This is a genomic window from Streptomyces sp. NBC_01224, from assembly GCF_036002945.1.
Classification (GTDB): domain Bacteria; phylum Actinomycetota; class Actinomycetes; order Streptomycetales; family Streptomycetaceae; genus Streptomyces.
This window is the reverse complement of the sequence record NZ_CP108529.1, coordinates 6,017,618-6,040,951: the sequence shown is the minus strand read 5'-3', so window position 1 is coordinate 6,040,951 and position 23,334 is coordinate 6,017,618. Positions and strand designations below refer to the sequence as shown.

General features: G+C 70.1%; 17 protein-coding genes. 9 read left to right on the top strand and 8 right to left on the bottom strand.

All coding sequences use genetic code 11. From position 1 onward, the window contains the following. The first annotated feature begins 45 nt into the window (after positions 1–45). Both OG609_RS27140 and OG609_RS27135 read left to right on the top strand, forming a co-directional pair. Entirely contained in the window at positions 46–3,345 is a 3,300-nt protein-coding gene (locus OG609_RS27140; RefSeq protein ID WP_327275213.1) for a S8 family serine peptidase, read from the top strand. A gap of 209 nt (positions 3,346–3,554) precedes the next feature. Then, positions 3,555–4,583, top strand: coding sequence for an aspartate-semialdehyde dehydrogenase (locus tag OG609_RS27135; protein WP_327275212.1), 1,029 nt, complete (start codon positions 3,555–3,557; stop codon positions 4,581–4,583). Between the two features lie 66 nt (positions 4,584–4,649). Here the strand turns inward: OG609_RS27135 and OG609_RS27130 are convergent, their stop codons facing one another. Together OG609_RS27130 and OG609_RS27125 are read right to left on the bottom strand one after the other, a co-directional pair. Beyond that, positions 4,650–4,997: a type II toxin-antitoxin system PemK/MazF family toxin gene (locus OG609_RS27130; RefSeq protein WP_114244521.1), complete on the bottom strand. Its 348-nt coding sequence runs from the start codon at positions 4,995–4,997 to the stop codon at positions 4,650–4,652. Next, the gene (locus OG609_RS27125; RefSeq protein ID WP_266361474.1) at positions 4,990–5,214 is read right to left on the bottom strand and encodes a ribbon-helix-helix domain-containing protein; all 225 of its coding nucleotides are present in this window, start codon (positions 5,212–5,214) and stop codon (positions 4,990–4,992) included. Before OG609_RS27125 ends, OG609_RS27130 begins: the two co-directional genes overlap by 8 nt. A 99-nt stretch (positions 5,215–5,313) precedes the next feature. Here OG609_RS27125 and pepN point away from each other — a divergent pair, with 99 nt between their 5' ends. Continuing rightward, positions 5,314–7,890, top strand: coding sequence for an aminopeptidase N (gene pepN / locus OG609_RS27120; protein ID WP_327275211.1), 2,577 nt, complete (start codon positions 5,314–5,316; stop codon positions 7,888–7,890). Between the two features lie 264 nt (positions 7,891–8,154). Here the strand turns inward: pepN and alc are convergent, their stop codons facing one another. From alc to OG609_RS27095, 5 genes are all read right to left on the bottom strand, one after another. Next, positions 8,155–9,294 (bottom strand): allantoicase, encoded by a 1,140-nt coding sequence (gene alc, locus OG609_RS27115; protein ID WP_327275210.1) that lies wholly within the window; start codon positions 9,292–9,294, stop codon positions 8,155–8,157. 55 nt (positions 9,295–9,349) lie between these two features. Then, on the bottom strand, positions 9,350–10,273 hold the full coding sequence (locus tag OG609_RS27110) for a LysR family transcriptional regulator (RefSeq protein ID WP_327275209.1): 924 nt from the start codon (positions 10,271–10,273) through the stop codon (positions 9,350–9,352). A gap of 103 nt (positions 10,274–10,376) precedes the next feature. Further along, a complete protein-coding gene (locus OG609_RS27105; protein WP_327275208.1) occupies positions 10,377–10,607 on the bottom strand; it encodes a hypothetical protein in 231 nt (76 codons plus the stop codon). A gap of 56 nt (positions 10,608–10,663) precedes the next feature. Beyond that, entirely contained in the window at positions 10,664–12,934 is a 2,271-nt protein-coding gene (malQ, locus tag OG609_RS27100) for a 4-alpha-glucanotransferase (protein ID WP_327275207.1), read from the bottom strand. Continuing rightward, entirely contained in the window at positions 12,935–13,207 is a 273-nt protein-coding gene (locus OG609_RS27095) for a hypothetical protein (protein WP_327275206.1), read from the bottom strand. Positions 13,208–13,518: 311 nt separating this feature from the next. On the opposite strand from OG609_RS27095, the gene OG609_RS27090 reads away from it, so the two are divergent. Further along, positions 13,519–16,557: a beta-N-acetylglucosaminidase domain-containing protein gene (locus OG609_RS27090; protein WP_327275205.1), complete on the top strand. Its 3,039-nt coding sequence runs from the start codon at positions 13,519–13,521 to the stop codon at positions 16,555–16,557. Between the two features lie 74 nt (positions 16,558–16,631). Here the strand turns inward: OG609_RS27090 and OG609_RS27085 are convergent, their stop codons facing one another. After that, positions 16,632–17,168 carry an HNH endonuclease gene (locus tag OG609_RS27085; RefSeq protein ID WP_018552807.1) on the bottom strand — a complete coding sequence of 179 codons (537 nt, stop codon included), beginning with the start codon at positions 17,166–17,168 and terminating at the stop codon, positions 16,632–16,634. Between the two features lie 329 nt (positions 17,169–17,497). Here OG609_RS27085 and OG609_RS27080 point away from each other — a divergent pair, with 329 nt between their 5' ends. From OG609_RS27080 to OG609_RS27060, 5 genes are all read left to right on the top strand, one after another. Continuing rightward, the gene (locus OG609_RS27080) at positions 17,498–18,565 is read left to right on the top strand and encodes a mechanosensitive ion channel family protein (RefSeq protein ID WP_327275204.1); all 1,068 of its coding nucleotides are present in this window, start codon (positions 17,498–17,500) and stop codon (positions 18,563–18,565) included. 274 nt (positions 18,566–18,839) lie between these two features. Continuing rightward, positions 18,840–20,063 (top strand): ROK family transcriptional regulator, encoded by a 1,224-nt coding sequence (locus tag OG609_RS27075; RefSeq protein ID WP_327275203.1) that lies wholly within the window; start codon positions 18,840–18,842, stop codon positions 20,061–20,063. 66 nt (positions 20,064–20,129) lie between these two features. Then, on the top strand, positions 20,130–21,467 hold the full coding sequence (locus tag OG609_RS27070; protein WP_327275202.1) for an ABC transporter substrate-binding protein: 1,338 nt from the start codon (positions 20,130–20,132) through the stop codon (positions 21,465–21,467). Positions 21,468–21,546: 79 nt separating this feature from the next. Then, on the top strand, positions 21,547–22,428 hold the full coding sequence (locus tag OG609_RS27065) for a carbohydrate ABC transporter permease (RefSeq protein WP_327278201.1): 882 nt from the start codon (positions 21,547–21,549) through the stop codon (positions 22,426–22,428). A 1-nt stretch (position 22,429) separates the two neighbouring features. Next, on the top strand, positions 22,430–23,332 hold the full coding sequence (locus OG609_RS27060) for a carbohydrate ABC transporter permease (RefSeq protein ID WP_327275201.1): 903 nt from the start codon (positions 22,430–22,432) through the stop codon (positions 23,330–23,332). Positions 23,333–23,334: the final 2 nt, after the last annotated feature.

Sequence of the window (23,334 nt, the reverse complement as noted above, 5' to 3'; positions counted from 1 at the left end):
CGGTCATCCGGTACCGAATTCCGGACTCTCTCTTTCACTTCAGGGATGCTGATGACCACCGAGTCCCCCAGTTCCATACCCGGGGCGAGACGCGCGGCCCGAGTCGCGGCTGCCGCCGGCCTGGTGGCCGCGCTGGCCGCCACCGGCGCCGCCCCGGTCTTCGCCGCCGACGACCCCGCCCCCGTCAAGTCCGCCGCCAAGAGCGCCACGGCCGACAAGCTCGGCACGGCCGACGCCGATATTCTGGCCAAGGCCAAGGCCAAGGGCGAGAAGAACATCACAATGATGGTCGCCACCGCTCCCGGTGCGACCGAGCAGGTCACCAAGCAACTGGATGCCGTCAAGGGGTCCGTGCTGGGACGTGCGTACGACAAGCTCGGCTACGTAAGGGCCACCGTGCCCACCGCGTCCGCCGAGGCGACCATCAAGGCGGCCTCCAAGCTGTCGTCCGTCCACGGCATCGATCTCAAGCAGGAGATCAAGCTGGACGACCCGACGCCCACGGCCGACCGGGTCGCCGGAGCGACGACGAAGTCCACGGGCACCTACCCGGCGCCCGGCAAGAAGACGCCGGCGAAGAACCCGTACAACCCGTCCTTCGAGACGGGCGCGGTCGACTTCGTCAAGCAGCACCCGAAGGCCGACGGCCGGGGCGTGACCATCGGCATCCTGGACTCGGGTGTGGACCTCGGTCACCCGGCGCTCCAGAAGACCACCACCGGCGAGCGCAAGATCGTCGACTGGGTGACGGCCACCGACCCGGTCAGCGACGGCGACGGCACCTGGCTGCGGATGACGGCCTCGGTGACCGGCCCGACCTTCACCATCGGGGGCCGCACCTACTCGGCGCCGGCCGGCTCGTACAAGATCCAGCTCTTCTCCGAGGCCGCCACCAAGGGCGGCGACATGGCCGGAGACCTGAACCGCGACGGTGACACCACCGACGTCTGGGCCGTGCTCTACGACCCGGTCACCGGCACCACCCGCGTCGACCTGAACAACGACGCCGATTTCACGAACGACGCCGTCATGAAGCCGTACAAGGACGGCCACCAGGTCGGCTACTTCGGCACGGACAACCCGGCGACCGATGTCGTCGAGCGCATCCCGTTCGTCGTCGAGACCCGCAAGAACGTCGTGTACAACGCAGCCGGCGACAAGGCCGACTACGTCAACATCGGTGTCATCGAGTCCGAGCACGGCACCCACGTCGCGGGCATCACCTCCGCGAACGGCCTGTTCGGCGGCGAGATGAACGGTGCCGCGCCCGGCGCGAAGATCGTCTCCTCGCGTGCCTGCACCTGGTCGGGCGGCTGCACCAACATCGCGCTCACCGAGGGCATGATCGACCTCGTCGTGAACCGCGGTGTCGATGTCGTCAACATGTCGATCGGTGGCCTGCCGCCACTCAACGACGGCAACAACGCCCGCGCGGAGCTCTACAAGCGGCTCATCGACATCTACGGCGTCCAGCTGGTCATCTCGGCCGGCAACGACGGCCCGGGTGTGAACACCATCGGTGACCCCGGTCTCGCCGACCACGTCATCTCCGTCGGTGCGTCCATCTCCAAGGAGACGTGGGCCGCCAACTACGGCTCGAACGTCACCAAGAAGTACGACATGCTGCCCTTCTCCTCGCGCGGTCCGCGTGAGGACGGCGGCTTCGCGCCGATCCTGACGGCCCCGGGTGCGTCCATCAACACCACCCAGACCTGGCTGCCCGGCGGCCCGGTCAAGGAGGCGGGCTACAGCCTGCCGGCGGGCTACTCCATGCTGCAGGGCACCTCGATGGCCTCGCCGCAGGCCGCCGGTGCGACCGCGCTGCTGCTGTCGGCCGCGAAGCAGAAGCACATCGAGCTGCCGCCGGCCGATCTGCGTACGGCGCTGACCAGCACCGCCACCCACATCAAGGGTGTGCCGGCGCACGCCCAGGGCTCCGGTCTGATCGACATCGTCGGTGCCTGGAAGCAGATCGAGAAGCAGGGCGCCCCGGCGCACGAGTACTCGGTGAAGGCCCCGGTCGACACCGCGATCGACTTCGCGCTGAAGACCCCCGGCTTCGGTACCGGCCTGTACGACCGCGAGGGCGGCCTGAAGGCCGGCCAGAAGAAGTCGTACGACGTCACGATCACCCGCACCACGGGTCCGGACAAGGCCGTCAAGCACCAGCTGTCGTGGAAGAACAACGACGGCACGTTCAAGCTGACCGGTCCGGGCACGGTCTCCCTGCCGCTGGGCAAGCCCGTCACCGTCAAGGTCGAGGCGAAGCCGGGCAGCGCGGGAGTGCACAGCGCGATCCTGCAGGTGGACGACAGCAAGACCGTCGGCGTGGACCAGCAGATCCTGACCACGGTGGTCGTCTCCACGCCGCTCGTGAAGCCCGCCTACGCGTTCAAGGCGTCCGGCTCGGTGCAGCGCAACAGCACCACGTCGTACTTCCTGACCGTTCCGGAGGGCGCCAAGACCCTTGAGGTCTCGATGAGCGCGCTGCGCTCGGGCAGCCAGACCCGCTTCATCTCGATCCACCCGTACGGCGTGCAGATGGAGAACAGCTCCACGATCTTCTGCTACCCGAACTACGAGAACCCGACCAACACCTGCCGCCCCGACGTGCGCTCCTACAAGGACCCGCAGCCGGGCGTCTGGGAGATCGAGGTCGAGGCACGGCGCACGTCGCCGCTGCTGGACAACCCGTACAAGCTGGACGTCTCGCTGCTCGGCGCGACCTTCGACCCGGCGGTGCAGACCATCGCCGAGGCGAAGATCGGCACGCCCGCCCCGGTGAGCTGGAAGGCCACCAACAACGCGGGCGACCTGGAGGGCACCCTCAAGGGCGGCTCGCTGGGCTCGGCCAAGGTCGCCAAGCCGTCGATCAAGACGGGCGACGAGCAGGAGTTCGAGGTCACCATCGGTGAGGGCGTCGAGAAGCTGGACGTCGCCATCGGCGGTACGTCGGACGCCAACGCCGACCTCGACCTGTACGTCTACCGGGGCAACACCCAGGTCGGCAAGTCCACCACGGCCGGCTCCGAGGAGTCGGTCAGCCTGGTGAAGCCGGCCGCCGGTACGTACACCGTCGTGATCGACGGCTACAGCGTTCCGGCCGGGACCACCACGTACGACTACCGCGATGTGTACTACGCGCCGTCGCTCGGCACGATCAAGGTCGACGAGTCGAAGGCCGTGAACCTGGCCAACGGCGCCTCCGCCCAGATCGGTGCCGAAGTCTCGGTCGCCGGGGCGGCCCCCGAGGGCCGGCAGTTCTTCGGCGAGGTCCACCTGGTGAACAGCCACGGGACCGCGGCGGGCACCGGCAGCGTCGTGATCGAGAAGGTCACGCCGTAGCGGAGCCCGTGATCTGCGCGGTGACCGCGGTCACCGTGTGATCCGTACGACGTGGGGCGGGTGCTCAGAGGAGCTCCCGCCCCACTGCTCTGCCCGCCCGGCCGGGCGGAGGGTGTCCGCAGCGCGGACAATGGATTGGACAAGGAAGCCGTTCACATACGCATCATGGAGCGGCAACCGTGCCAGTTCGTACGTTTGAAGGAGTCCCTGTGAAGGTCGGAATCGTCGGCGCCACCGGTCAGGTCGGCACAGTCATGCGCAGGATCCTGGCCGAGCGGAAGTTCCCGGCCGACGAGCTGCGGCTGTTCGCCTCCGCGCGCTCCGCGGGCTCCACCATCGAGTGGGAGGGCCGGGAGATCACCGTCGAGGACGCCTCGACGGCCGATTACTCCGGGCTGGACATCGTGCTGTTCTCGGCCGGTGGCGCGACGTCGAAGGCGCTCGCCGAGAAGGTCGCCTCGCAGGGCGCCGTCGTGATCGACAACTCCTCCGCCTGGCGCAAGGACCCCGAGGTCCCGCTGGTCGTCTCCGAGGTCAACGCGCACGCGATCGCGAACCGGCCCAAGGGCATCATCGCCAACCCGAACTGCACCACGATGGCCGCCATGCCCGTGCTGCGCCCGTTGCACGACGAGGCCGGCCTCCAGACGCTGACCGTCGCCACCTACCAGGCGGTGTCCGGCTCCGGCATGGCCGGTGTCGCCGAGCTGCACGGCCAGGCGTCCAAGGTCGTCGCCGACGCCGACAAGCTCACCCACGACGGCGGGGCCGTCGACTTCCCCGAGCCGGGTGTCTACAAGCGTCCGATCGCCTTCAACGTGCTGCCGCTGGCCGGGTCGATCGTCGACGACGGCTCCTTCGAGACCGACGAGGAGCAGAAGCTCCGCAACGAGTCCCGCAAGATCCTGGAGATCCCGGAGCTGAAGGTGTCCGGCACCTGCGTCCGGGTGCCGGTCTTCTCCGGCCACTCGCTCCAGGTCAACGCACGTTTCGCCCGTCCGATCAGCGTCGAGCGCGCATACGAGCTGCTGAAGGACGCCCCGGGAGTCGAGATCTCCGAGATCCCCACCCCGCTGCAGGCGGCCGGCAAGGACGCCTCGTTCGTCGGCCGGATCCGGGTCGACGAGACCGTGGACAACGGCCTCGCGCTCTTCGTCTCCAACGACAACCTGCGCAAGGGCGCGGCGCTGAACGCGGTACAGATCGCGGAGCTGGTGGCGGCGGAGCTGAACGGCTGACGCCTCGCGCGCGAAAGGGCGGCCACCGGTGCTCGGTGGCCGCCCTTTCGTATGCGCTCGTGTCCGTCAGAGGGCGAGATGCCGTCGCAGGGCGGCGTCGATCTCGGCCATGCGCCGGCGGGGGACGGTACCGATCCGCTTCAGGACACGGTCCGGGGCGACCGCCCGGACCTGCTCGCACTGGACCTTCGAGTCCTTCGGCAGACGGCTCTCGTCGGCCCTGAGAAGGACCTGGAACGTGAGAACACGTGCGGTGTTCGACGTCAGAGGCACCACGGTGATCACGCCTCTGCCGTTGAGCTCGACCGACTGGTTGGCGGCGTTGTTGGAGACGATCACGGCAGGCCTGACCTTGTTGGCCTCGCTGCCCCTGGCCGGCTCCAGATCGACCAGGTGGATGTCGCCTCTACGCATCGGCGATTCCGTCTCCGACGGTACGGTCCCAGAGCGCGGCGTCCTCGCTCGCGTCCCACTCCTCGAACGCCTCCGTGTACTCCGCCTCCAGACCGGCGGCACGCAGCAGCTCGATGGCGGCATGGATCACCGCGGACCGGGAATCCGCATCGGTCTTCATGGCGTACTCGTCGACGAAGGCGACATCCTCCTGCGGCAGGCTCACACTGATCTTCATACCATCGATGCTACCCCGGTGGCACACCTATAGCCACTCCACTCGGGCATGCGACGTGGAAGGATGACCGGAAACGTCACATACCAAGGAGATGACCGCGTGCCTGGCACCAATCTGACCCGCGAAGAGGCACAGGAGCGGGCGCGCCTGCTGACCGTGGACGCGTACGAGATCGATCTCGACCTCTCCGGAGCGCAGGAGGGCGGCACCTACCGGTCCGTGACCACCGTGCGCTTCGACTCCGCCGAAGCCGGTGCGGAGACCTTCATCGACCTGGTCGCCCCGGCCGTGCACGAGGTCGAGCTGAACGGCAAGGCGCTGGATGTCGCGGCCGTGTTCCGCGACTCGCGCATCAAGCTCCCGCACCTGGTCGCGGGCTCCAACGAGCTGAAGGTCGTCGCCGACTGCTCGTACACCAACACGGGTGAGGGCCTGCACCGCTTCGTCGACCCGGTCGACCAGCAGGCGTACCTCTACACCCAGTTCGAGGTGCCCGACGCGCGCCGCGTCTTCGCGAGCTTCGAGCAGCCCGACCTCAAGGCGACGTTCCGGTTCACGGTGAAGGCGCCGCACGGCTGGACGGTCGTCTCGAACTCGCCGACGCCCGAGCCGCAGGACGACGTCTGGTCCTTCGAGCCGACGCCGCGCATCTCGACGTACATCACGGCCCTGATCGTCGGCCCGTACCACTCGGTGCACAGCAGCTACGAGAGGGACGGCCAGTCCGTACCGCTCGGCATCTACTGCCGTCCCTCGCTGGCCGAGTTCCTCGACGCGGACGCGATCTTCGACGTGACGCGGCAGGGCTTCGACTGGTTCCAGGAGAAGTTCGACTACGACTACCCGTTCGCCAAGTACGACCAGCTGTTCGTCCCGGAGTTCAACGCCGGTGCGATGGAGAACGCGGGCGCGGTCACCATCCGCGACCAGTACGTGTTCCGTTCGAAGGTGACGGACGCGGCGTACGAGCGGCGTGCGGAGACCATCCTGCACGAGCTGGCGCACATGTGGTTCGGCGACCTCGTCACCATGGAGTGGTGGAACGACCTGTGGCTGAACGAGTCGTTCGCCACGTACACCTCGGTCGCCTGCCAGGCGTACGCGCAGGGCTCGAAGTGGCCGCACTCCTGGACCACGTTCGCCAACTCCGAGAAGACCTGGGCCTACCGCCAGGACCAGCTGCCGTCCACGCACCCGATCATGGCGGACATCCGTGACCTGGACGATGTGCTGGTCAACTTCGACGGGATCACGTACGCCAAGGGCGCCTCGGTCCTGAAGCAGTTGGTGGCGTACGTCGGCATGGACGAGTTCTTCAAGGGCGTCCAGGCGTACTTCAAGGCACACGCGTTCGGCAACACCCGGCTGTCCGACCTGCTGGGCGCGCTGGAGGAGACCTCCGGCCGGGACCTGAAGACCTGGTCGAAGGCATGGCTGGAGACGGCGGGCATCAACATCCTGCGCCCTGAGGTCGCCACGGACGAGAACGGCCACGTCACGTCCTTCACGGTCCTCCAGGAGGCCCCGGCCCTCCCCGCCGGCGCGAAGGGCGAGCCGACGCTGCGGCCGCACCGCATCGCGATCGGCTGCTACGACCACGACGACTCCGGCAAGCTGGTCCGTACGAACCGGATCGAGCTGGACGTCGACGGCGCGCGCACGACCGTGCCGTTCCCGGCCGACACCGCCCGCCCCGCCGTGATCCTGCTGAACGACGACGACCTCTCGTACGCGAAGGTCCGTCTCGACGAGGAGTCGCTGCGCGTCGTCACCGAACACCTCGGCGACTTCACCGAGTCCCTCCCCCGCGCCCTGTGCTGGGCCTCCGCCTGGGACATGACCCGCGACGGCGAGCTGGCGACCCGGGACTACCTCTCCCTGGTGCTCTCCAGCATCGGCAAGGAGTCGGACATCGGTGTCGTCCAATCGCTGCACCGTCAGGTGAAGCTGGCGCTGGACCTGTACGCGGCGCCGGAGTGGCGTGAGGCCGGGCTGACGCAGTGGACCGAGGCCACGCTGGCGCACCTGCGCGCGGCGGAGCCGGGCAGCGACCACCAGCTGGCCTGGGCCCGCGCCTTCGCGGCGACGGCCCGCACCCCGCAGCAGACGGACCTGCTGCAGTCGCTGCTCGACGGCAAGGAGACGGTCGAGGGCCTGGCCGTCGACACGGAGCTGCGCTGGGCGTTCGTCGAGCGGCTCGCCGCCACCGGCCTGCTCGAAGAGGACGAGATCGCCGCCGAGTACGAGCGCGACAAGACGGCGGCGGGCGAGCGCCACGCGGCGACCGCCCGCGCGGCCCGCCCCACCGAGGAGGCGAAGGCGGAGGCGTGGGCCTCGGTCGTCGAGTCCGACAAGCTGCCGAACTCCCTCCAGGAGGCGGTCATCGCCGGCTTCGTCCAGACCGACCAGCGCGAACTGCTGGCCCCGTACACGGAGAAGTTCTTCGCAGCGGTCAAGGGCGTCTGGGAGTCGCGCAGCCACGAGATGGCGCAGCAGGTCGCCGTCGGCCTCTACCCGGCCGTCCAGGTCTCGCAGGCCACGCTGGACACCACGGACGCCTGGCTGTCCTCGGCGGAGCCGAACGCGGCCCTGCGCCGTCTGATGTCCGAGTCGCGTTCGGGTGTGGAGCGCGCGCTGAAGGCCCAGGCCGCGGACGCGGCGGCGGCCACGGCGTAACGGCTGAACGGTTAAGCAGTGAGGGGCGCCTCCCGCGATTGCGGGGGCGCCCCTTCCTCTCTCCCACCCGGCTGTCGGATCACAGCCGGAACGTCTTGCCGCCCGAGTCGACCACGGCCTGGATTTCCGCGCCCACAGTCGCGCAGGCATTGGACCGGGGGGCCGTTGGCCCTGGAGACCGCCCGTCGGGCGGGCGCCGTCGCGCAGCCGTCCGACGGGCGGGAGCAAAGGTGGTTACGGGAGGAAGGAGTCACGGGATGGGGATCATGCGCCCGACTCCTCGTAGCGCCGGGCCAGTTCGGCCGCACCCGACTCCGTCAGGCTGCCGTGCAGGCGCATGCGGGCGACTCCGCCGTCCGGGAAGGCGTCGAGACGGACGTGGGTGACGATCGCCAGGTCGCGGAGGGGGAAGCGGTGGAGGGCATCGGGCTGGAGCCTGGTGCGGGGGATGATCTCGAACCATTCGCCCGTCTCACCGTTGCGGCCCTGGAGGGCGATCCAGCCGGCCGCATTGCCCTTGAGGTAGGCCGTGTCGATCTCGACCGCGCGGACCGCGCCCTGGGCGGGGAGGCGGAAACGGACCCAGTCGTTCGTGTCGCGGACGCGGCGGCGGCGGTTCTCCCAGCCGTCGTCCATCCTGCGGGAGGTGCCGGGCAGGATGATCTGGGTCGGCGAGGAGTAGAAGCGGTCGGAGGCGTCCTCGTAACTGCCGCCGTTCAGCACCGAGATCAGGTCGAACGTGCCGAGCGTCGCGAGCCAGGACGGGTCGGGGAGGACCTCGCCGTGGACGCGGAGGCGGGCGATGCCGCCGTCGGGGTGCTGACGGAGGCGTACGTGGGTGCAGCGGCGGCCGCCGGTGATCTCGAAGCCGTTGGCGGCGTGGCCGCGTACGGGGGTCGGCGGGACGATCTCCTCCCACTTCACGTCGTCGGCGAGGAGTTCGGCGGGGCCGGGTGAGCCCTCGACCGCCGTTGCCTGGATCGAGACGCGCTGCGGGTAGTTGCCGCGGAAGTGGGCCGTGTCGACGACGATGCCGCGAATGATGCCTGGGGCGCCGAGGCGGATCAGGGCCCAGTCGTGCTCCTCGGGGGCCGGGAACGGATGGGCCGCGTCCGCGCCGCGTCGGCGGCGGGTCTCCCAGCCGTCCATGATCTTGCCCTTGTGGCCGAAGTGCTCGGGGTCGAAGACCGCGCGCTCCCGGACCAGGAGGTTCTCGCGCTGGGCGAAGAACTCGTCGTTGGCGGCGATCACGCCCGCGCCGAGGCGGCGGTCAGCGAGGTCGACGAGTTCGGTGAAGGGGAGGTCGGTGGTGCGGTAGTCGGCGTACGGGTCGCCACCGCCGTACGGAGCCGCATCGTTGGCGTGGGGATCCTCGTGCCGGTTCTCATTCTGTTCGAAGGTCATGCGCCTACTGTCGCGGCGGACAACCAATTAGGTCCATCGAAAGTTTTTGCATCATCTATTCAGATGAAGTGAACGATGAGGCCGCTTCGGTGAGCGCCGCGAGGACCCTGGCCACCGCCGGACCCGTTTCGGCCCCCTGTCGTACCGCTGCCACCACATGGCGTCGCGGCTGGTCCGCTTCCAGTGCGCGCATCACCACGCCACCCCGGCTGTGCCGTTCCGCCGACGCCATGCGCGGGATCAGGGCAACCCCCATGCCCGCCTCGACCATGGCCAGGATCGCCGTCCAGCCGGAGGCGCTGTGCGCCTGCTCGGGCACGAATCCGGCGGCCTCGCACGCGGCCGTCGTGATCTGCGACCAGGGGCCGGAGCCGCCGAAGATCCAGGGGTCGCCGGAGAGATCCGCCAGACGGAGGGCGGGCGCCGCGGCGAGGCGGTGGTCCGCGGGCAGGGCCACGTCCAGCAGGTCCGCCAGCAGGGGCAGCACCACGAACCGGGGGTCGCGGGCCGTCGGGGCGTGCGCGGCCAGGGACAGGGCGAGGTCCACGTCACCGGCGGCCAGGAGTTCGTACGCCTGCGCGGCCTCCGCCTCCCGCACCCGTACGTCCGGTCCCGGGCGCTCTTCGGCACGCAACCGCTGGATCGCCGGTACGACGAGGGCGGGCACCGCCGTGGAGAACGCCGCGATCCGTACCTCGCCGGCCTCGCCGCGCAGATAGCCGGCCAGTTCGGCGTCGGCGCGCTCCAGTTGGGCGAAGACGGCCTCGGCATGGCGCAGCACGAGGTGCGCCGCGTCGGTGAGGCGGACCCGTCGGCCCTGGGCCTCCAGGAGCGGTACGCCGAGCTGTCCGGACAGGTTGGACAGCTGCTGCGAGACCGCGGACGGAGTCATCAGCAGGGCCTGTGCGGTCGCGGTGACCGTGCCCCGGTCGCGCAGGGTACGGAGGATGCGGAGCTTCTTGACGTCCCACTCGATCATGGCCGCAACCTACCCGGGGTCCGGACCGGGCATCCGGGTCCGGACATGCGTGTGCGCCGCACGGTACGGGGTACCTGCGGCGCACTCGGGAAGAGCGTGGGTGCTAGGCCTGCTTCTTGGACTTGTCGAAGATCATGACCAGGCCCGCGATGACCACGAACAGGGCGATGGGGGCCACGACGTACAGACCGATGGTCTCCATCACGCTCAGGCCCGGACCGGGGTCGTCACCGTCGTCGCGGGTGAGCGCGAGCGCGGGGGACGACATGAGCAGCATCATCAGCGTCGTTCCGGCCGCGACGGCGCCGGCGCGCATAGCGTTCTTCTTGTCCACGGTGCAAACGTAGCGAACGCCCGGGACGGGCGCGCGCCCGGGGGTGCCGTACGGGGTCACGGGCGGGATTCCGGGTGGATTTCCGGGTAAAGATCCGGGTGGAGATCCGGGTGGGTTCCCGGGCGGTCCTCACGAGGTTCGAAGACCTCCATCAGCCGGTGCAGGCGAGGTGCGGCGGCCAGCCCCTCCAGGGTGACCGGGTGGCCCTCCCCGTCGGCGACGGGCAGTCGCCAGTTGGGGTACTGGTCCCAGGTGCCGGGAAGATTCTGCGGGCGGCGGTCGCCCAGTGTGTCGGGCAGCCAGACTCCGACCATGCGGGCGGGGGTGCGCAGCAGGAAGCGGTGTACGGCGCGGACGGCGCCCTCCTCGTCGCCCTCCCCCTCGGGGAGCAGGCCGAGCCGGGCGAGATGTCCCAGCCACTCGGCGGTGTCGGTCGCGTCCGCGGTCAGCTCCTCGGCGAGGCTGCGGGTGAGCAGGCCGAGGCGGTGGCGCAGCGTCACATGGTCGCCGGTCAGCCGGGCGGCGGTGGACGGCAGATCGTGCGTGGTGACGGTGGCCAGGCAGCCCTCGCGCCACTCCTCGGGGGCCAGCGGGCGGCCGGTGCCCGCCCAGTCCCGTTCGAACCAGAGCACGGAAGTGCCGAGCACGCCGCGCCGGGCCAGTGCCTCGCGTACGCCCGGCTCGACGGTGCCGAGGTCCTCCCCCATGACGGCCGCGCCGGCCCGGTGCGCCTCCAGGACGAGGACGGCGAGCATCGCCTCGGCGTCGTGGCTGACGTAGGTGCCCTCGGTGGGCGGGCGCCCCTCGGGCACCCACCAGAGCCGGAACAGGCCCATGACGTGGTCGATGCGCAGGGCTCCCGCGTGGGCGAGGAGTCCGCGCAGCAGTCCTCGGTACGGGGCGTAGCCGGACGCGGCGAGGACATCGGGGCGCCAGGGCGGCAGGCCCCAGTCCTGGCCGCGGGCGTTGAAGGCGTCCGGGGGCGCGCCGACGGACATGCCGTGCGCGAAGGCGTCCTGCTGGGCCCAGGCATCGGCACCGCCGGGGTGCACACCGACGGCGAGGTCGTGGACGATGCCGACGGCCATTTCGGCGTCCAGGGCGGCGCGCTGGGCCACGGCGAGCTGGCTGTCGGTCAGCCAGGCGAGCCGGCAGTGGAAATCGACCCGGTCCAGCAGTGCGCGGCGGGCGCGGGCGGTCTCCTTGGAACGGGGGTCGCGGAGCGCGGCCGGCCAGGTGTGCCAGTCGGAGCCGTGCACCTCGGCGAGGGCGCACCACAGGGCGTGGTCCTCCAGGGCCTGCCCCTGCTCGGCCAGGAAGTCGCAGTACGCGGCGCGGCGGCCCGGGGTGAGGGGCACCTTCGTCACGAGTTCGAGAGCCTGGCGCTTGAGTTCCCAGACGGCGTCCCGGTCGATCAGGGCGCCCTTGTTCAGCACGGTGTCGCTGAGCGTCGCCGCGTCCTGACGCAGATCGTCGAGGGTGCCCCGGTCCGGCACGTGCCCGTACTCGGGGATGGACTCGATGTGCAGATGGACGGGGTCGGGGAAGCGCCGTGACGACGGGCGGTACGGGGACGGGTCGGTGGGGTTGCCGAGCACGGCGGCGTGGAGCGGATTCACCTGGACGAATCCGGCGCCGAGGGTCCGCCCGGACCAGGCGGCGAGGTCGGCGAGGTCCCCGAGGTCGCCCATGCCCCAGGAGCGGGCGGAGAGCAGGGAGTAGAGCTGGACGAGGAAGCCGTGGCTGCGTGCGGGCGGCTGCGGCACCCGGGGCGGGGCGACGACGAGCGTGCCGGTCGCGCTCCGGCCGCCCGGGGCGCGTACGGCCAACCGGTGCACCCCGAGCGGCGGTTCGACCCACCAGGCGGGGGTCGGGGGCACGCCCGTCGAGGTGTCACCTCCCGCACCTTCAGCCGCGCCCGTTCCACTCTCCCCGCCCGCACCCGTGCCCGCGTCGGCGGCGCCCCGTCCCGAAACGGCCGGATCCGACCGGTCGGCCGGAATGTGCATCCGCAGGGGCGGGGGCGATCCGCCGTCCCCCCCTCGATCGAGTCCGATGTCCAGCGAAGTGCCGGGTGGCAGGGCGGTCAGGGCCGGTGGCAGTGGCTCCCCGCTCCACACCACCAGCGTCGGCGGCAGCAGCCGGGACCGGGCCGAGGACTCGGCGGCGGCGAGCGATTCCCGTACCGCTTCGGGCGTGGCGGCGTCCACGCCGAGCGCGGCGAGCACGGCGATGACGGTGTCGTCGGCAACGGACACCGTGACATCGGCGGACGGGGAGTAGGAGGTGGCGACGCCGTGCAGTGCGGCGAGCCGGGACAAGCCCATTCAGACTCCTGGGAACTCCATGCCCCACGCGCCGCCGGAGGCGGCCGGCTCGCTGGTCAGCGGGGCGTTGACGGCAAGCGGGGCTTCGCTGGTCAGTGGCGTGGCGTCGGCGAGCGGCGGCTCGCTGATGAGGGGTATCGCGTCGGCGAGCGGCGGCTCGCTCGTCAGCGGACCGGGGCCGGGCCCGGCGGCCGGGACCGCACCGGGCAGCGGGACGGGACCGGGTGCCTGTTTGGAGAGGGCGGAGAGCAGAAGCTGCGCGGCAGCGGGCATGGTGGCCTCCCGGCCGTGGGGGAACAGGACACAGCGGACCTACCCAGCGGGCTCGACCGCAGACGTAGGCGTTACCACAACGACTTCAACGTGCTCTGGGTCACATTCCGTTCCCCGGGGGCCGGTTCTCCGTAAGTTGTCCGCTGTTTTCGGCCATTCGACGTCATCCTTGGCGTCGCCTGTCGACAGCCGACCACCCCTCACCCCACCCGCCACATCGGGCATTTACGGCACAACAGCCACCCGCATTGACACCCTCGCGCGCGGGTGGTGGGCTCGGAGCCCACCGGTGGGAGCGAGGGAGAAGAGCGATGCGGCTCAGGCGCAGAAAGCAGGCAACGGCCATCGCGGTCGCCGTGCTCGGCGGGCTGCTCTCCACCGGGACGCCGGCTGCCGTCGCGGCCCCTTCGGCACCCGGCTCCCCCGCTGCCACCACCTCGGACCGCACGGACGACGGCACGCTGCCTGCCGTATGGCCGCGGCCCCAGTCCATCAAGGCGTCCGGACCCTCCGTACCGCTCTTTGCCGAGGTCACCCTCGTGGTCGGCGCGCACGCGGATCCGTACGCCGTCGACGCACTCCGGCAGATCCTGCGGGACACGGGCGTGCGGACCGTCCACGAGGCGTTGCCGGGCCGCGGACCCGTCATCCGGCTCGGCGGCAACGGCGCCCAGGACGCCCTGCGCACGCTGCACGCCCCCGACCGCGGCGATCTGCCGTCCGGTGGCTACCGGATCGCGGTGGGCCGGGTCGCGGGCCGGGACACCGTCGCCATGGACGGCGTCGGCGAGGACGGCCTCTTCCACGGCGTACAGACACTGCGTCAGCTGATCCGGGACAGGAGCGTCGCCGGGGTCACCGTCAGGGACTGGCCGGGCACCGCCGTGCGCGGGACGACCGAGGGCTTCTACGGGCAGCCGTGGACCCGTGCGGAGCGGCTGGCGCAGATCGGCTTCATGGGGCATACGAAGCAGAACAGGTACCTGTACGCGGCAGGTGACGACCCGTACCGGCAGGCCCGTTGGCGCGACCCGTACCCCGCCGACCGGCGCGCCGACTTCCGGGCACTGGCCGAGCGGGCCCGCGCCGAGCATGTGACGCTCGGCTGGGCCGTCGCCCCCGGCCAGGCCATGTGCATGTCGTCGGACAACGATGTGAAGGCGCTGACGAAGAAGCTCGACGCGTTGTGGGCGCTGGGCGTGCGGGTCTTCCAGCTGCAGTTCCAGGACGTCAGCTACAGCGAGTGGCACTGCGACAGCGACGCCGACACCTTCGGCAGCGGGCCCGAGGCGGCGGCCAGGGCGCAGGCGCGGGTGGCGAGCAAGGTGGCGCAGCATCTCGCGGACCGCTATCCGAACGCGGAGCCGCTGTCGGTCATGCCGACGGAGTTCTACCAGGACGGGTCGACCGACTACCGCAGGGCGCTCGCCGAGGAGCTGGACGACCGGGTCCAGATCGCCTGGACCGGCGTCGGGGTCGTACCGAGGACCATCACGGGCGGGGAACTGGCCGGCGCCCGCGCCACGTTCCGGCATCCGCTGGTCACGATGGACAACTACCCGGTCAACGACTACGCGCAGGACCGCATCTTCCTCGGCCCGTACACCGGCCGGGACCCGGCGGTGGCGATGGGTTCCGCGGCGCTGCTCGCCAATGCCATGGAGCAGCCGTCCGCGTCCCGCATCCCGCTGTTCACCGCCGCCGACTTCGCCTGGAACCCGAAGGGATACCGGCCGCAGGAGTCCTGGCAGGCGGCGATCGACGATCTGGCGGGCGGCGACGCCCGTACCAGGGACGCGTTGCGCGCGCTGGCCGGGAACAGTGCGACGTCGGTGCTGGGCGGAGACGAATCGGCGTATCTGCAGCCGCTGCTGGCCGCGTTCTGGCAGTCCCGTACGACGACCGACGCCACGGCGCAGGCCGATGCGGCGCGCAGGCTGCGGGCGGCGTTCACCGTGATGAGGGAGGCCCCACAGCGACTGAAGGGGCCGGCCGACGGGCGCCTGGACGGCGAAGTACGGCCGTGGACGGAGCAGTTGTCCCGGTACGGCCGGGCGGGCGAGCTGGCCGTCGATCTGCTGCAGGCCCAGTCGCGCGGTGACGGCGCTGCCGCGTGGCAGGCTTCGCTGGCGCTGGAGCCGGTGCACAAGGCCGCGAAGGCGAGCGGTGCGACGGTCGGCAAGGGTGTCCTCGGCCCGTTCCTGGACCGGGTGCGCCGGGAGGCCGACGCCTGGACGGGCGCGGACCGCGACGCCGGTACGGTGACCGAGGCCCCGGGCAGCCATACGGTCCGGCTGGACCGGTCCCGCCCGGTGGAGACCGTGACGGTGATGACGGTACCCGGCAGCGGCGCGGTGGCCGGTGCGACCCTGGAGGCCCATGTGCCCGGCGAGGGCTGGCGCAGCCTCGGCCCGGTGTCGGCCACCGGCTGGACCCAGACGCCGGCCAGAGGGCTGCGGGCCGACGCGATCCGGATCAGCTGGCCCACCGGCGGTCCGTCGACACCGCCGGTCATCACGGGCACGATGCCGCCGATCGGCCCGGGAAGCCGGATGGGAAGCAGCATCGGAACCGACGCCTTGGGGAGTGCGCGGGGCCGGGCTCCGCAGGTGCGCGCGCTCGTGCCGTGGTTCGGCGACGAGCCCGCCGCCCGGCTCGATCTCCTGCGCGGCGAGACGGACGCCGAGATCGGCGGCGGGCCGCAGCGGGTCGAGGCGCGGCTGGCCGCCCGGCGCCCTGCCGAGGTGCGGGGCGCGCTCACCGCGAAGGCGCCCGAGGGCATCGAGGTGCGCGTCCCGAAGCAGACGAGGGTGCCGCGCGGTTCCCGTACCGACGTCCCCGTCGAGATCACCGTCCCGGCGGGCACCCCGGCCGGCGAGTACGAGGTGCCGATCGGCTTCGGCGAGGAGCGCAGCACGCTGACGGTCCGGGCGTACCCGCGCACCGCGGGCACCGACCTGGTGCGTACCGCCGCCGTCTCCTCGTCCGGCGACGAGACCCCGGACTTCCCTGCGACGGCCGCCTCCGACGGCGATCCGGAGACCCGCTGGTCCTCGCCGGCCGAGGACGGTGCCTGGTGGCAGGCGGAACTGCCGCAGCCGGCCCGGGTCGGCCAGGTGGTGCTGCACTGGCAGGACGCGTACGCCTCCCGCTACCGCATCCAGGTCTCCGCGGACGGCCGCAGCTGGCGCACGGCGGCGACCGTACGGGACGGCAAGGGCGGGCGCGAGTCGGTCCGGATGGACGCGAAGGACACCCGCTTCATCAGGGTGCAGGGCGATGCCCGGGCCACCGGGTTCGGCTACTCGCTCTGGTCGGTTCGGGCGTACGCCGTCGCCGCAACGGAGTAATGCCCCGGTGGTGCGCGACTGTCGTCCCCGAAGGCCCCCGTCCGGCCCCGGGGAACGACAAAGGCCCGGATCTCTCAGGCTGAGATGCCGTCGATCCGGGCCATCGCGTCGTCCGCGCCGAACGGTTGCAAGTACGGCAGCCAGCGCGGGTCGCGGTGTCCCGTGCCGATGATGCGCCAGGCGAGACCCGTCGGGGGGGCGGGCTGCTGGTGCAGCCGCCAGCCGAGCTCCGGCAGGTGCCGGTCCGCCTTGACGTGGTTGCAGCGGCGGCAGGCCGCCACCACGTTGTCCCAGGCATGCTGTCCGCCGCGGCTGCGCGGAATGACATGGTCGACGCTGGTCGCGGCGGCGCCGCAGTACATGCAGCGGCCCCCGTCCCTGGCGAACAGCGCCCTGCGGGTCAGCGGTACGGGCCCCCGGTAGGGAACCCGTACGAACCGCTTCAGGCGGACGACGCTGGGGGCCGGGACGGCCCGGGTGGCACTGTGCATGAAGGCGCCGGACTCCTCAAGACAGATGGCCTTGTTTTCGAGCACGAGGACGAGCGCGCGGCGGAGCGGTACGACGCCGAGCGGCTCGTACGACGCGTTGAGAACCAGGACATGCGGCACGGTGGATGCCTCCTTGTACGCCGGCGGCGCGTGGCTCGCGCCGGGACGATCCGATCTCAGTCTCTACTCACGCCTGGTCAAAGCGCCACCACGTGCGGGTAACGGGCCGGGAGGATTTTTCGCCGCTCCCCGCTTCCCGCACCTTCGCCGCCCGCCGGAACAGGCGCTTCTGGACCTCTGCCGCAGCGGCCGCGCCCCGATGTGCGATCGGCCACACGCCACCTGCGCGCCCCGTGTGAGACGTGCTCTCCCCCCGATCGTGGCAACGGAACACTCCCGATACCCCGTTAGTGTGGTTGGTCCGCCGTCGTCCATCTGGAGGTTCCACCGTGTTCCCGTCCGCCCTGTTGGCCGCAGCTCCGTCGCCCGGGCCCGGTGGCTCGCTGGACGAGGCCGCCGAGCAGGCCGGCAACGCCGCGGGCTGGGTGGAGGAGAACTGGTCCATCTGGCTGAGCACCGGTCTGCGCATCGTGCTCATCGCCGCGATCGCGATCGTGTTGCGCATCGCGATCCGTCGTGCTCTCACCAAGCTCATAGACCGGATGAACCGCAGCGCCCAGGCGGTGGAGGGCACCGCGCTGGGCGGGCTGCTGGTCAATGCGGAACGCCGCCGTCAGCGCTCCGAGGCGATCGGTTCCGTACTCCGGTCGGTCGCGTCGTTCCTGATCCTCGGCACGGCCGCCCTGATGATCCTGGGCGCGTTCCAGATCAATCTGGCTCCGCTGCTGGCCTCCGCCGGTGTGGCCGGTGTGGCGCTCGGTTTCGGTGCGCGCAACCTGGTCACCGACTTCCTCTCCGGTGTCTTCATGATCCTGGAGGACCAGTACGGCGTCGGCGACACCGTCGATGCGGGCGTCGCCTCCGGCGAAGTCATCGAGGTCGGCCTGCGGGTCACCAAGCTGCGCGGCGACAACGGTGAGATCTGGTACGTCCGCAACGGCGAGGTGAAGCGGATCGGCAACCTCAGCCAGGGCTGGTCCACGGCCGGCGTCGATGTGACCGTGCGCCCCACGGAGGACCTCGACAAGGTCCGTACGGTGATCACCGAGGCCGCCACGGCGATGGCCAAGGAGGACCCGTGGAACGAGCGGCTGTGGGGCCCCGTGGAGATCCTGGGCCTGGACGCCGTGCTCCTGGACTCGATGACGGTCCGGGTGACCGCGAAGACGATGCCGGGCAAGGCGCTGAGCGTGGAGCGCGAGCTGCGCTGGCGGATCAAGCAGTCCTTCGACGAGGCCGGAATCCGCATGGTCGGCGGCGTCCCGGCCCAGGGGGACGAGCCCTCGTCGGCCGACCCGACGGCCGCCATGGCCGCTCCCTCGGCGTACGCGTCGGCCACCTCGCCGCAGTCCCTGGCCACGACACCGATCACGCCGCCGCCGAACATGTCGAAGTAGGCCTCGGCCGAAGCAGGACCCGGCCGTACGAGTGAGGGGCGCCCCGCAGGCTCTGCGGGGCGCCCCTCACTCGTGAGCAAGTCGGTGTGGCCTCAACTCGGTTCTTCAATAGCCTGGTTGGGAATGCACAACCAAGGACCCACACGTTCCGGAAGCGCCCCAGGTAACGCTTTGGTTGCCACCGCGGTGCTGCCCATTGACGGCCCGGTGACGTGCGCATACCGTCCTCTCACCGAATAGGAAAGTTTCCTAACAGAGGGCAGGTGCAGTGCTCATGGCCGGAACCACACCGGGTACCCCCCGCGTTCTGCGGGCCATGAACGACCGGGCCGCCCTCGATCTGCTGCTGGAGCACGGGCCTCTCTCCCGGACCAGGATCGGGAAGCTGACGGGGCTCTCCAAGCCCACCGCGTCGCAGCTGCTGGCGCGACTGGAGGCCGCCGGGCTGGTCGTCGCCACCGGGACCGTGGCGGGGCGGCCGGGGCCCAATGCCCAGCTGTACGCGGTGAACGCGGGGGCCGCCCATGTCGCGGGGCTGGATGTGAACGCCCGCCGGATCGTCGCCGCCGTCGCCGATGTGACCGGTGAGACGGTCGGCGAGTTCGAACTGCGTACCCCGGGGCGGCGCGCCGCCTCCGTGGTGCGGCAGGTGACGGATGCGCTGGACGGGGCGGTCAAGGACGCGGGGCTCACCCGCTCCGATGTGCACCGGGTCGTCATCGGCACCCCGGGCGCCTTCGATCCCGGCACCGGGCGGCTGCGGTACGCCTCGCACCTGCCCGGCTGGCACTCCCCCACCCTGCTGGGCGAGCTGGCCGCGTTTCTGCCGATGCCGGTCGAGTACGAGAACGACGTGAACCTGGTCGCGGTGGCCGAACAACGGCTCGGTGCGGCGCGCGGACACGACGACTTCGTGCTGCTGTGGAACGAGGAGGGGCTCGGTGCCGCCCTCGTCATCAACGGACGGCTGCACCGCGGCTTCACCGGTGGTGCCGGTGAGGTCGGCTTCCTGCCGGTGCCCGGCGTCCCGCTGGTCCGCCAGGTCACCAAGGTGAACGCCGGCGGCTTCCAGGAGCTGTCGGGCGCGCAGGTGCTGTCCAGGCTGGCCCGGGAGCTCGGCATCGACGACGAGCTCAGCCGCGGCTCCGGCACCCACCACGAGGTCGCGGCCCGGCTGGTCGCGCGGGCCGCCGAGGCCGCGGAGGCGGGCGAGGACGGCCCGTACCCACGGCTCCTCGATCTGTTCGCCACCGGACTCGCGACCGGCCTGGCCTCCATGGTCGCCGTACTGGACCCCGAACTCGTCGTGCTCTCCGGCGAGTTGATCGCAGCCGGCGGGGAACCGCTGCGCGGCCGGGTGGAGTCCGAGCTCGTCGAGCTGGCGGCCTCCCGGCCCCGGCTGATCGCCGGTGAAGTGACCCACCGCCCCGTGCTGCGCGGCGCGCTGGAGAGCGCACTCGCCACCACCCGTGACGAAGTCTTCGACACGTCGCGCTGACCCCTTTCCCGCCTCTTCCTTCGCACCTCACCCCTCCGTCCCCATCCTTCATCGGGAGTCACCGCCATGTCCGGAAACCGCCGGAAGACGACCGCCGCGCTCGCCGCGACCGCCGCGATATCGCTGTTCGCCTCTGCCTGTACTGGCCAGAGCAACTCGGGTGCCAGTGATGACGCGTCCAAGGAGACGACCATCAACTTCTGGCACGGCTGGAGCGCCCCGAACGAGGTCAAGGGAATTCAGGCCACGGTCGACGCCTTCGAGAAGGCGCACCCCAATATCCATGTGAAGGTCGTCGGCAACATGACCGACGACAAGATCAACCAGGCGCTGCGGGCGGGCGGCTCGAAGGCCCCGGACGTCGTCTCGTCGTTCACCACGAACAATGTCGGAAAGTTCTGTTCGTCGAAGGCGTTCGTCGATCTGAACCCCTTCCTGAAGAAGGACGGGATCGACGCGGACAAGACCTTCCCCAAGGCAATGAACGAGTACACGCAGTTCGACGGTGTGCGCTGCACCGTGCCGCTGCTCGGTGACGCGTACGGCCTCTACTACAACAAGGACGCGTTCAAGGCCGCCGGTATCACCAGTCCGCCGGAGACCTGGTCGGAATTGGCCGAGGACGCCAAGAAGCTGACGAAGACCAAGGGCGACTCGTACGAGCAGCTCGGCTTCATGCCGAACTACCACGGCTACGAGACGACGACCGAGCACTACCTCGGTGGCTGGAACCCGAAGTACTTCGACAAGGACGGCAAGTCGAACATCGCCAAGGACCCGGCGTTCGCCTCCATGCTCACCACCCAGAAGAAGCTGGTCGACGACCTGGGCGGCTACGAGAAACTGGAGAAGTACCGTACGGCGTTCGGTGACGAGTGGGGCGCCAAACACCCGTTCCACACCGGCCAGGTCGCCATGCAGCTGGACGGCGAGTGGCGGCTCGGGATGGCCGAGGAGACCAAGCCGGAGTTCGAGATCGGGGTGGCCCCGATGCCCGTCGCCGACGACGAGGCCGACACCTACGGCAAGGGCTATCTGACCGGCACCATCGCCGGTATCGCCGCCACCTCGCAGAAGCAGAACGCGGCGTGGGAGCTGGTGAAATTCATGACGACCGACACCGACGCAGTGGTCGAATTCGCCAATGCCATCCACAACGTCCCGTCCACCCTGGATGCACTGAAGTCGCCGAAGCTGAAGTACGACCCGCGGTTCAAGACGTTCCTGGACATCGCCGCGAACCCCGAAAGCACCACCACCCCGCCCTCGGTGAACGGCGGCGCGTACCTGGTGTCCCTGCAGAACCTCGGATTCGACATCGAGAAGGGCAAGCAGACGGGCATCAAGGCCGGTCTGGAGAAGACCGCCGAGGAAATCGACGCGGCGATCGCACAGGCGAAGTAGAACCGCGATGAGCACACGTACGGGCACGTACACACTGCGCTCGAAGCGCCGCCGGTCGGCGCTGCGGACGGCGGTCTTCATGTCGCCGTGGCTGATCGGGTTCTGCGTCTTCTTCGCCTACCCGCTGATCTCCACGCTCTATTTCTCCTTCACCAGTTACGACGGTTTCGCGGCCCCGGAATTCAGCGGGCTGAAGAACTGGTCGTTCGTCTTCAACGACTACCCGCTGTTCTGGCCCGCGCTGCGCAACACTCTCTGGCTGGTCGTGGTCATGGTGACCTGCCGGGTGGTGTTCGGCCTCGGTGTCGGGCTGCTGATCACCAAGATCAAGACGGGTACCGGAGTCTTCCGCACCCTGTTCTACCTGCCGTATCTGGCCCCGCCGGTCGCCGCGACCCTCGGCTTCGTCTTCCTGCTCAACCCGGGTACGGGGCCGGTCAATTCGATCCTCGGCGATCTGGGACTGCCCACGCCGGGCTGGTTCACCGACGCCACCTGGTCCAAGCCGGCGCTGACCGCGCTCGCGGTATGGGGGGTGGGCGACCTGATGGTGATCTTCATGGCCGCGCTGCTCGACGTACCGAAGGAGCAGTACGAGGCGGCGGAACTGGACGGGGCTACCGCTTTCCAGCGGTTCCGCTTCGTCACCCTGCCGAACATCTCGCCGATCGTGATGTTCGCCGTGGTCACCGGGATCATCCAGACGATGCAGTACTACACCCAGCCGCTCGTGGCGGGGAAGGTCGCCTCGGGCGTGATGGGCGGCTCCGGGCAGCAGTTCGAACCGGGCTATCCCGACAAGTCGACACTGACGCTTCCGCAGCTCGTCTACAACCTCGGCTTCCAGCGCTTCGACTACGGCTCCGCCTGCGTGGTCGCGCTCGTTCTCTTCGTACTCGCGATGGCGTTCACCGCACTGCTGATGCGGCGCCGCAGCGGGCTGATCCAGGCAGGTGAGTGACGTGGCGCAAGCTCTCGACACCCTCAAGGCAGCCGACCGGGCGACCGACCCGGTCACCCCGGCCGAACGCACGGCACGCCGCAAAGCGCTGCTGAACTGGATCGCCGTGCACTCGCTCGGGGTCGCCGCCGCACTCTTCTTCGTACTGCCGTTCGTCTTCCTCCTGCTCACCTCGCTGATGAGCGACCAGCAGGCGCTGACCCGCGATCTGTGGCCGCACCCCTTCGAGTGGAGCAACTACAAGAAGGTGTTCGACACGCCGGGCTTTCTGACCTGGTGGAAGAACACCCTGCTGTACGCGGGGCTCGGCACCGTCCTCACGGTCGTGTCATCGCTGCCCGTGGCGTACGCGCTCGCCAAGTTCCGCTTCCGCGGGCGGCATCTCTCGCTGATGCTCGTCATCTCGATGATGATGCTGCCGCCGCAGGTCGTCGTCATCCCGATGTATCTGTTCTGGGCGAAGCAGCTGGACATGTCCGGCACCCTCTGGCCGCTGATCATCCCGATGGCCTTCGGTGACGCGTTCTCCATCTTCCTGCTGAGGCAGTTCCTGCTGACCATCCCGAACGAGTACCTCGACGCGGCCAAGGTCGACGGCTGCGGTGAGCTGCGCACCCTGCTGAAGGTCGTCGTACCGATGGCCAGGCCGGGCATCGCCGCCGTCGCCCTCTTCCAGTTCTTCTACGCCTGGAACGACTACTTCGGCCCGCAGATCTACGCCTCCGAGAACCCGGCCGCCTGGACGCTCAGTTACGGCCTGGAATCCTTCAAGGGAGCACACCACACCGACTGGAACCTGACCATGGCCGCGACCGTACTGGTCATGGCCCCCGTGATCCTCGTCTTCTTCTTCGCTCAAAAGGCTTTTGTCGAGGGCGTCACACTGACCGGAGTAAAGGGCTGACT

Coding starts and splice junctions, on each gene's coding strand:
- OG609_RS27090 (WP_327275205.1), top strand. CDS start 13,519: ATGCGGCTCAGGCGCAGAAAGCAGGCAACGGCCATCGCGGTCGCCGTG.
- OG609_RS27130 (WP_114244521.1), bottom strand. CDS start 4,997: ATGCGTAGAGGCGACATCCACCTGGTCGATCTGGAGCCGGCCAGGGGC.
- OG609_RS27075 (WP_327275203.1), top strand. CDS start 18,840: ATGGCCGGAACCACACCGGGTACCCCCCGCGTTCTGCGGGCCATGAAC.
- OG609_RS27070 (WP_327275202.1), top strand. CDS start 20,130: ATGTCCGGAAACCGCCGGAAGACGACCGCCGCGCTCGCCGCGACCGCC.
- OG609_RS27125 (WP_266361474.1), bottom strand. CDS start 5,214: ATGAAGATCAGTGTGAGCCTGCCGCAGGAGGATGTCGCCTTCGTCGAC.
- OG609_RS27140 (WP_327275213.1), top strand. CDS start 46: ATGCTGATGACCACCGAGTCCCCCAGTTCCATACCCGGGGCGAGACGC.
- OG609_RS27065 (WP_327278201.1), top strand. CDS start 21,547: ATGTCGCCGTGGCTGATCGGGTTCTGCGTCTTCTTCGCCTACCCGCTG.
- malQ (WP_327275207.1), bottom strand. CDS start 12,934: ATGGGCTTGTCCCGGCTCGCCGCACTGCACGGCGTCGCCACCTCCTAC.
- alc (WP_327275210.1), bottom strand. CDS start 9,294: ATGACCTTCGAACAGAATGAGAACCGGCACGAGGATCCCCACGCCAAC.
- OG609_RS27110 (WP_327275209.1), bottom strand. CDS start 10,273: ATGATCGAGTGGGACGTCAAGAAGCTCCGCATCCTCCGTACCCTGCGC.
- OG609_RS27095 (WP_327275206.1), bottom strand. CDS start 13,207: ATGCCCGCTGCCGCGCAGCTTCTGCTCTCCGCCCTCTCCAAACAGGCA.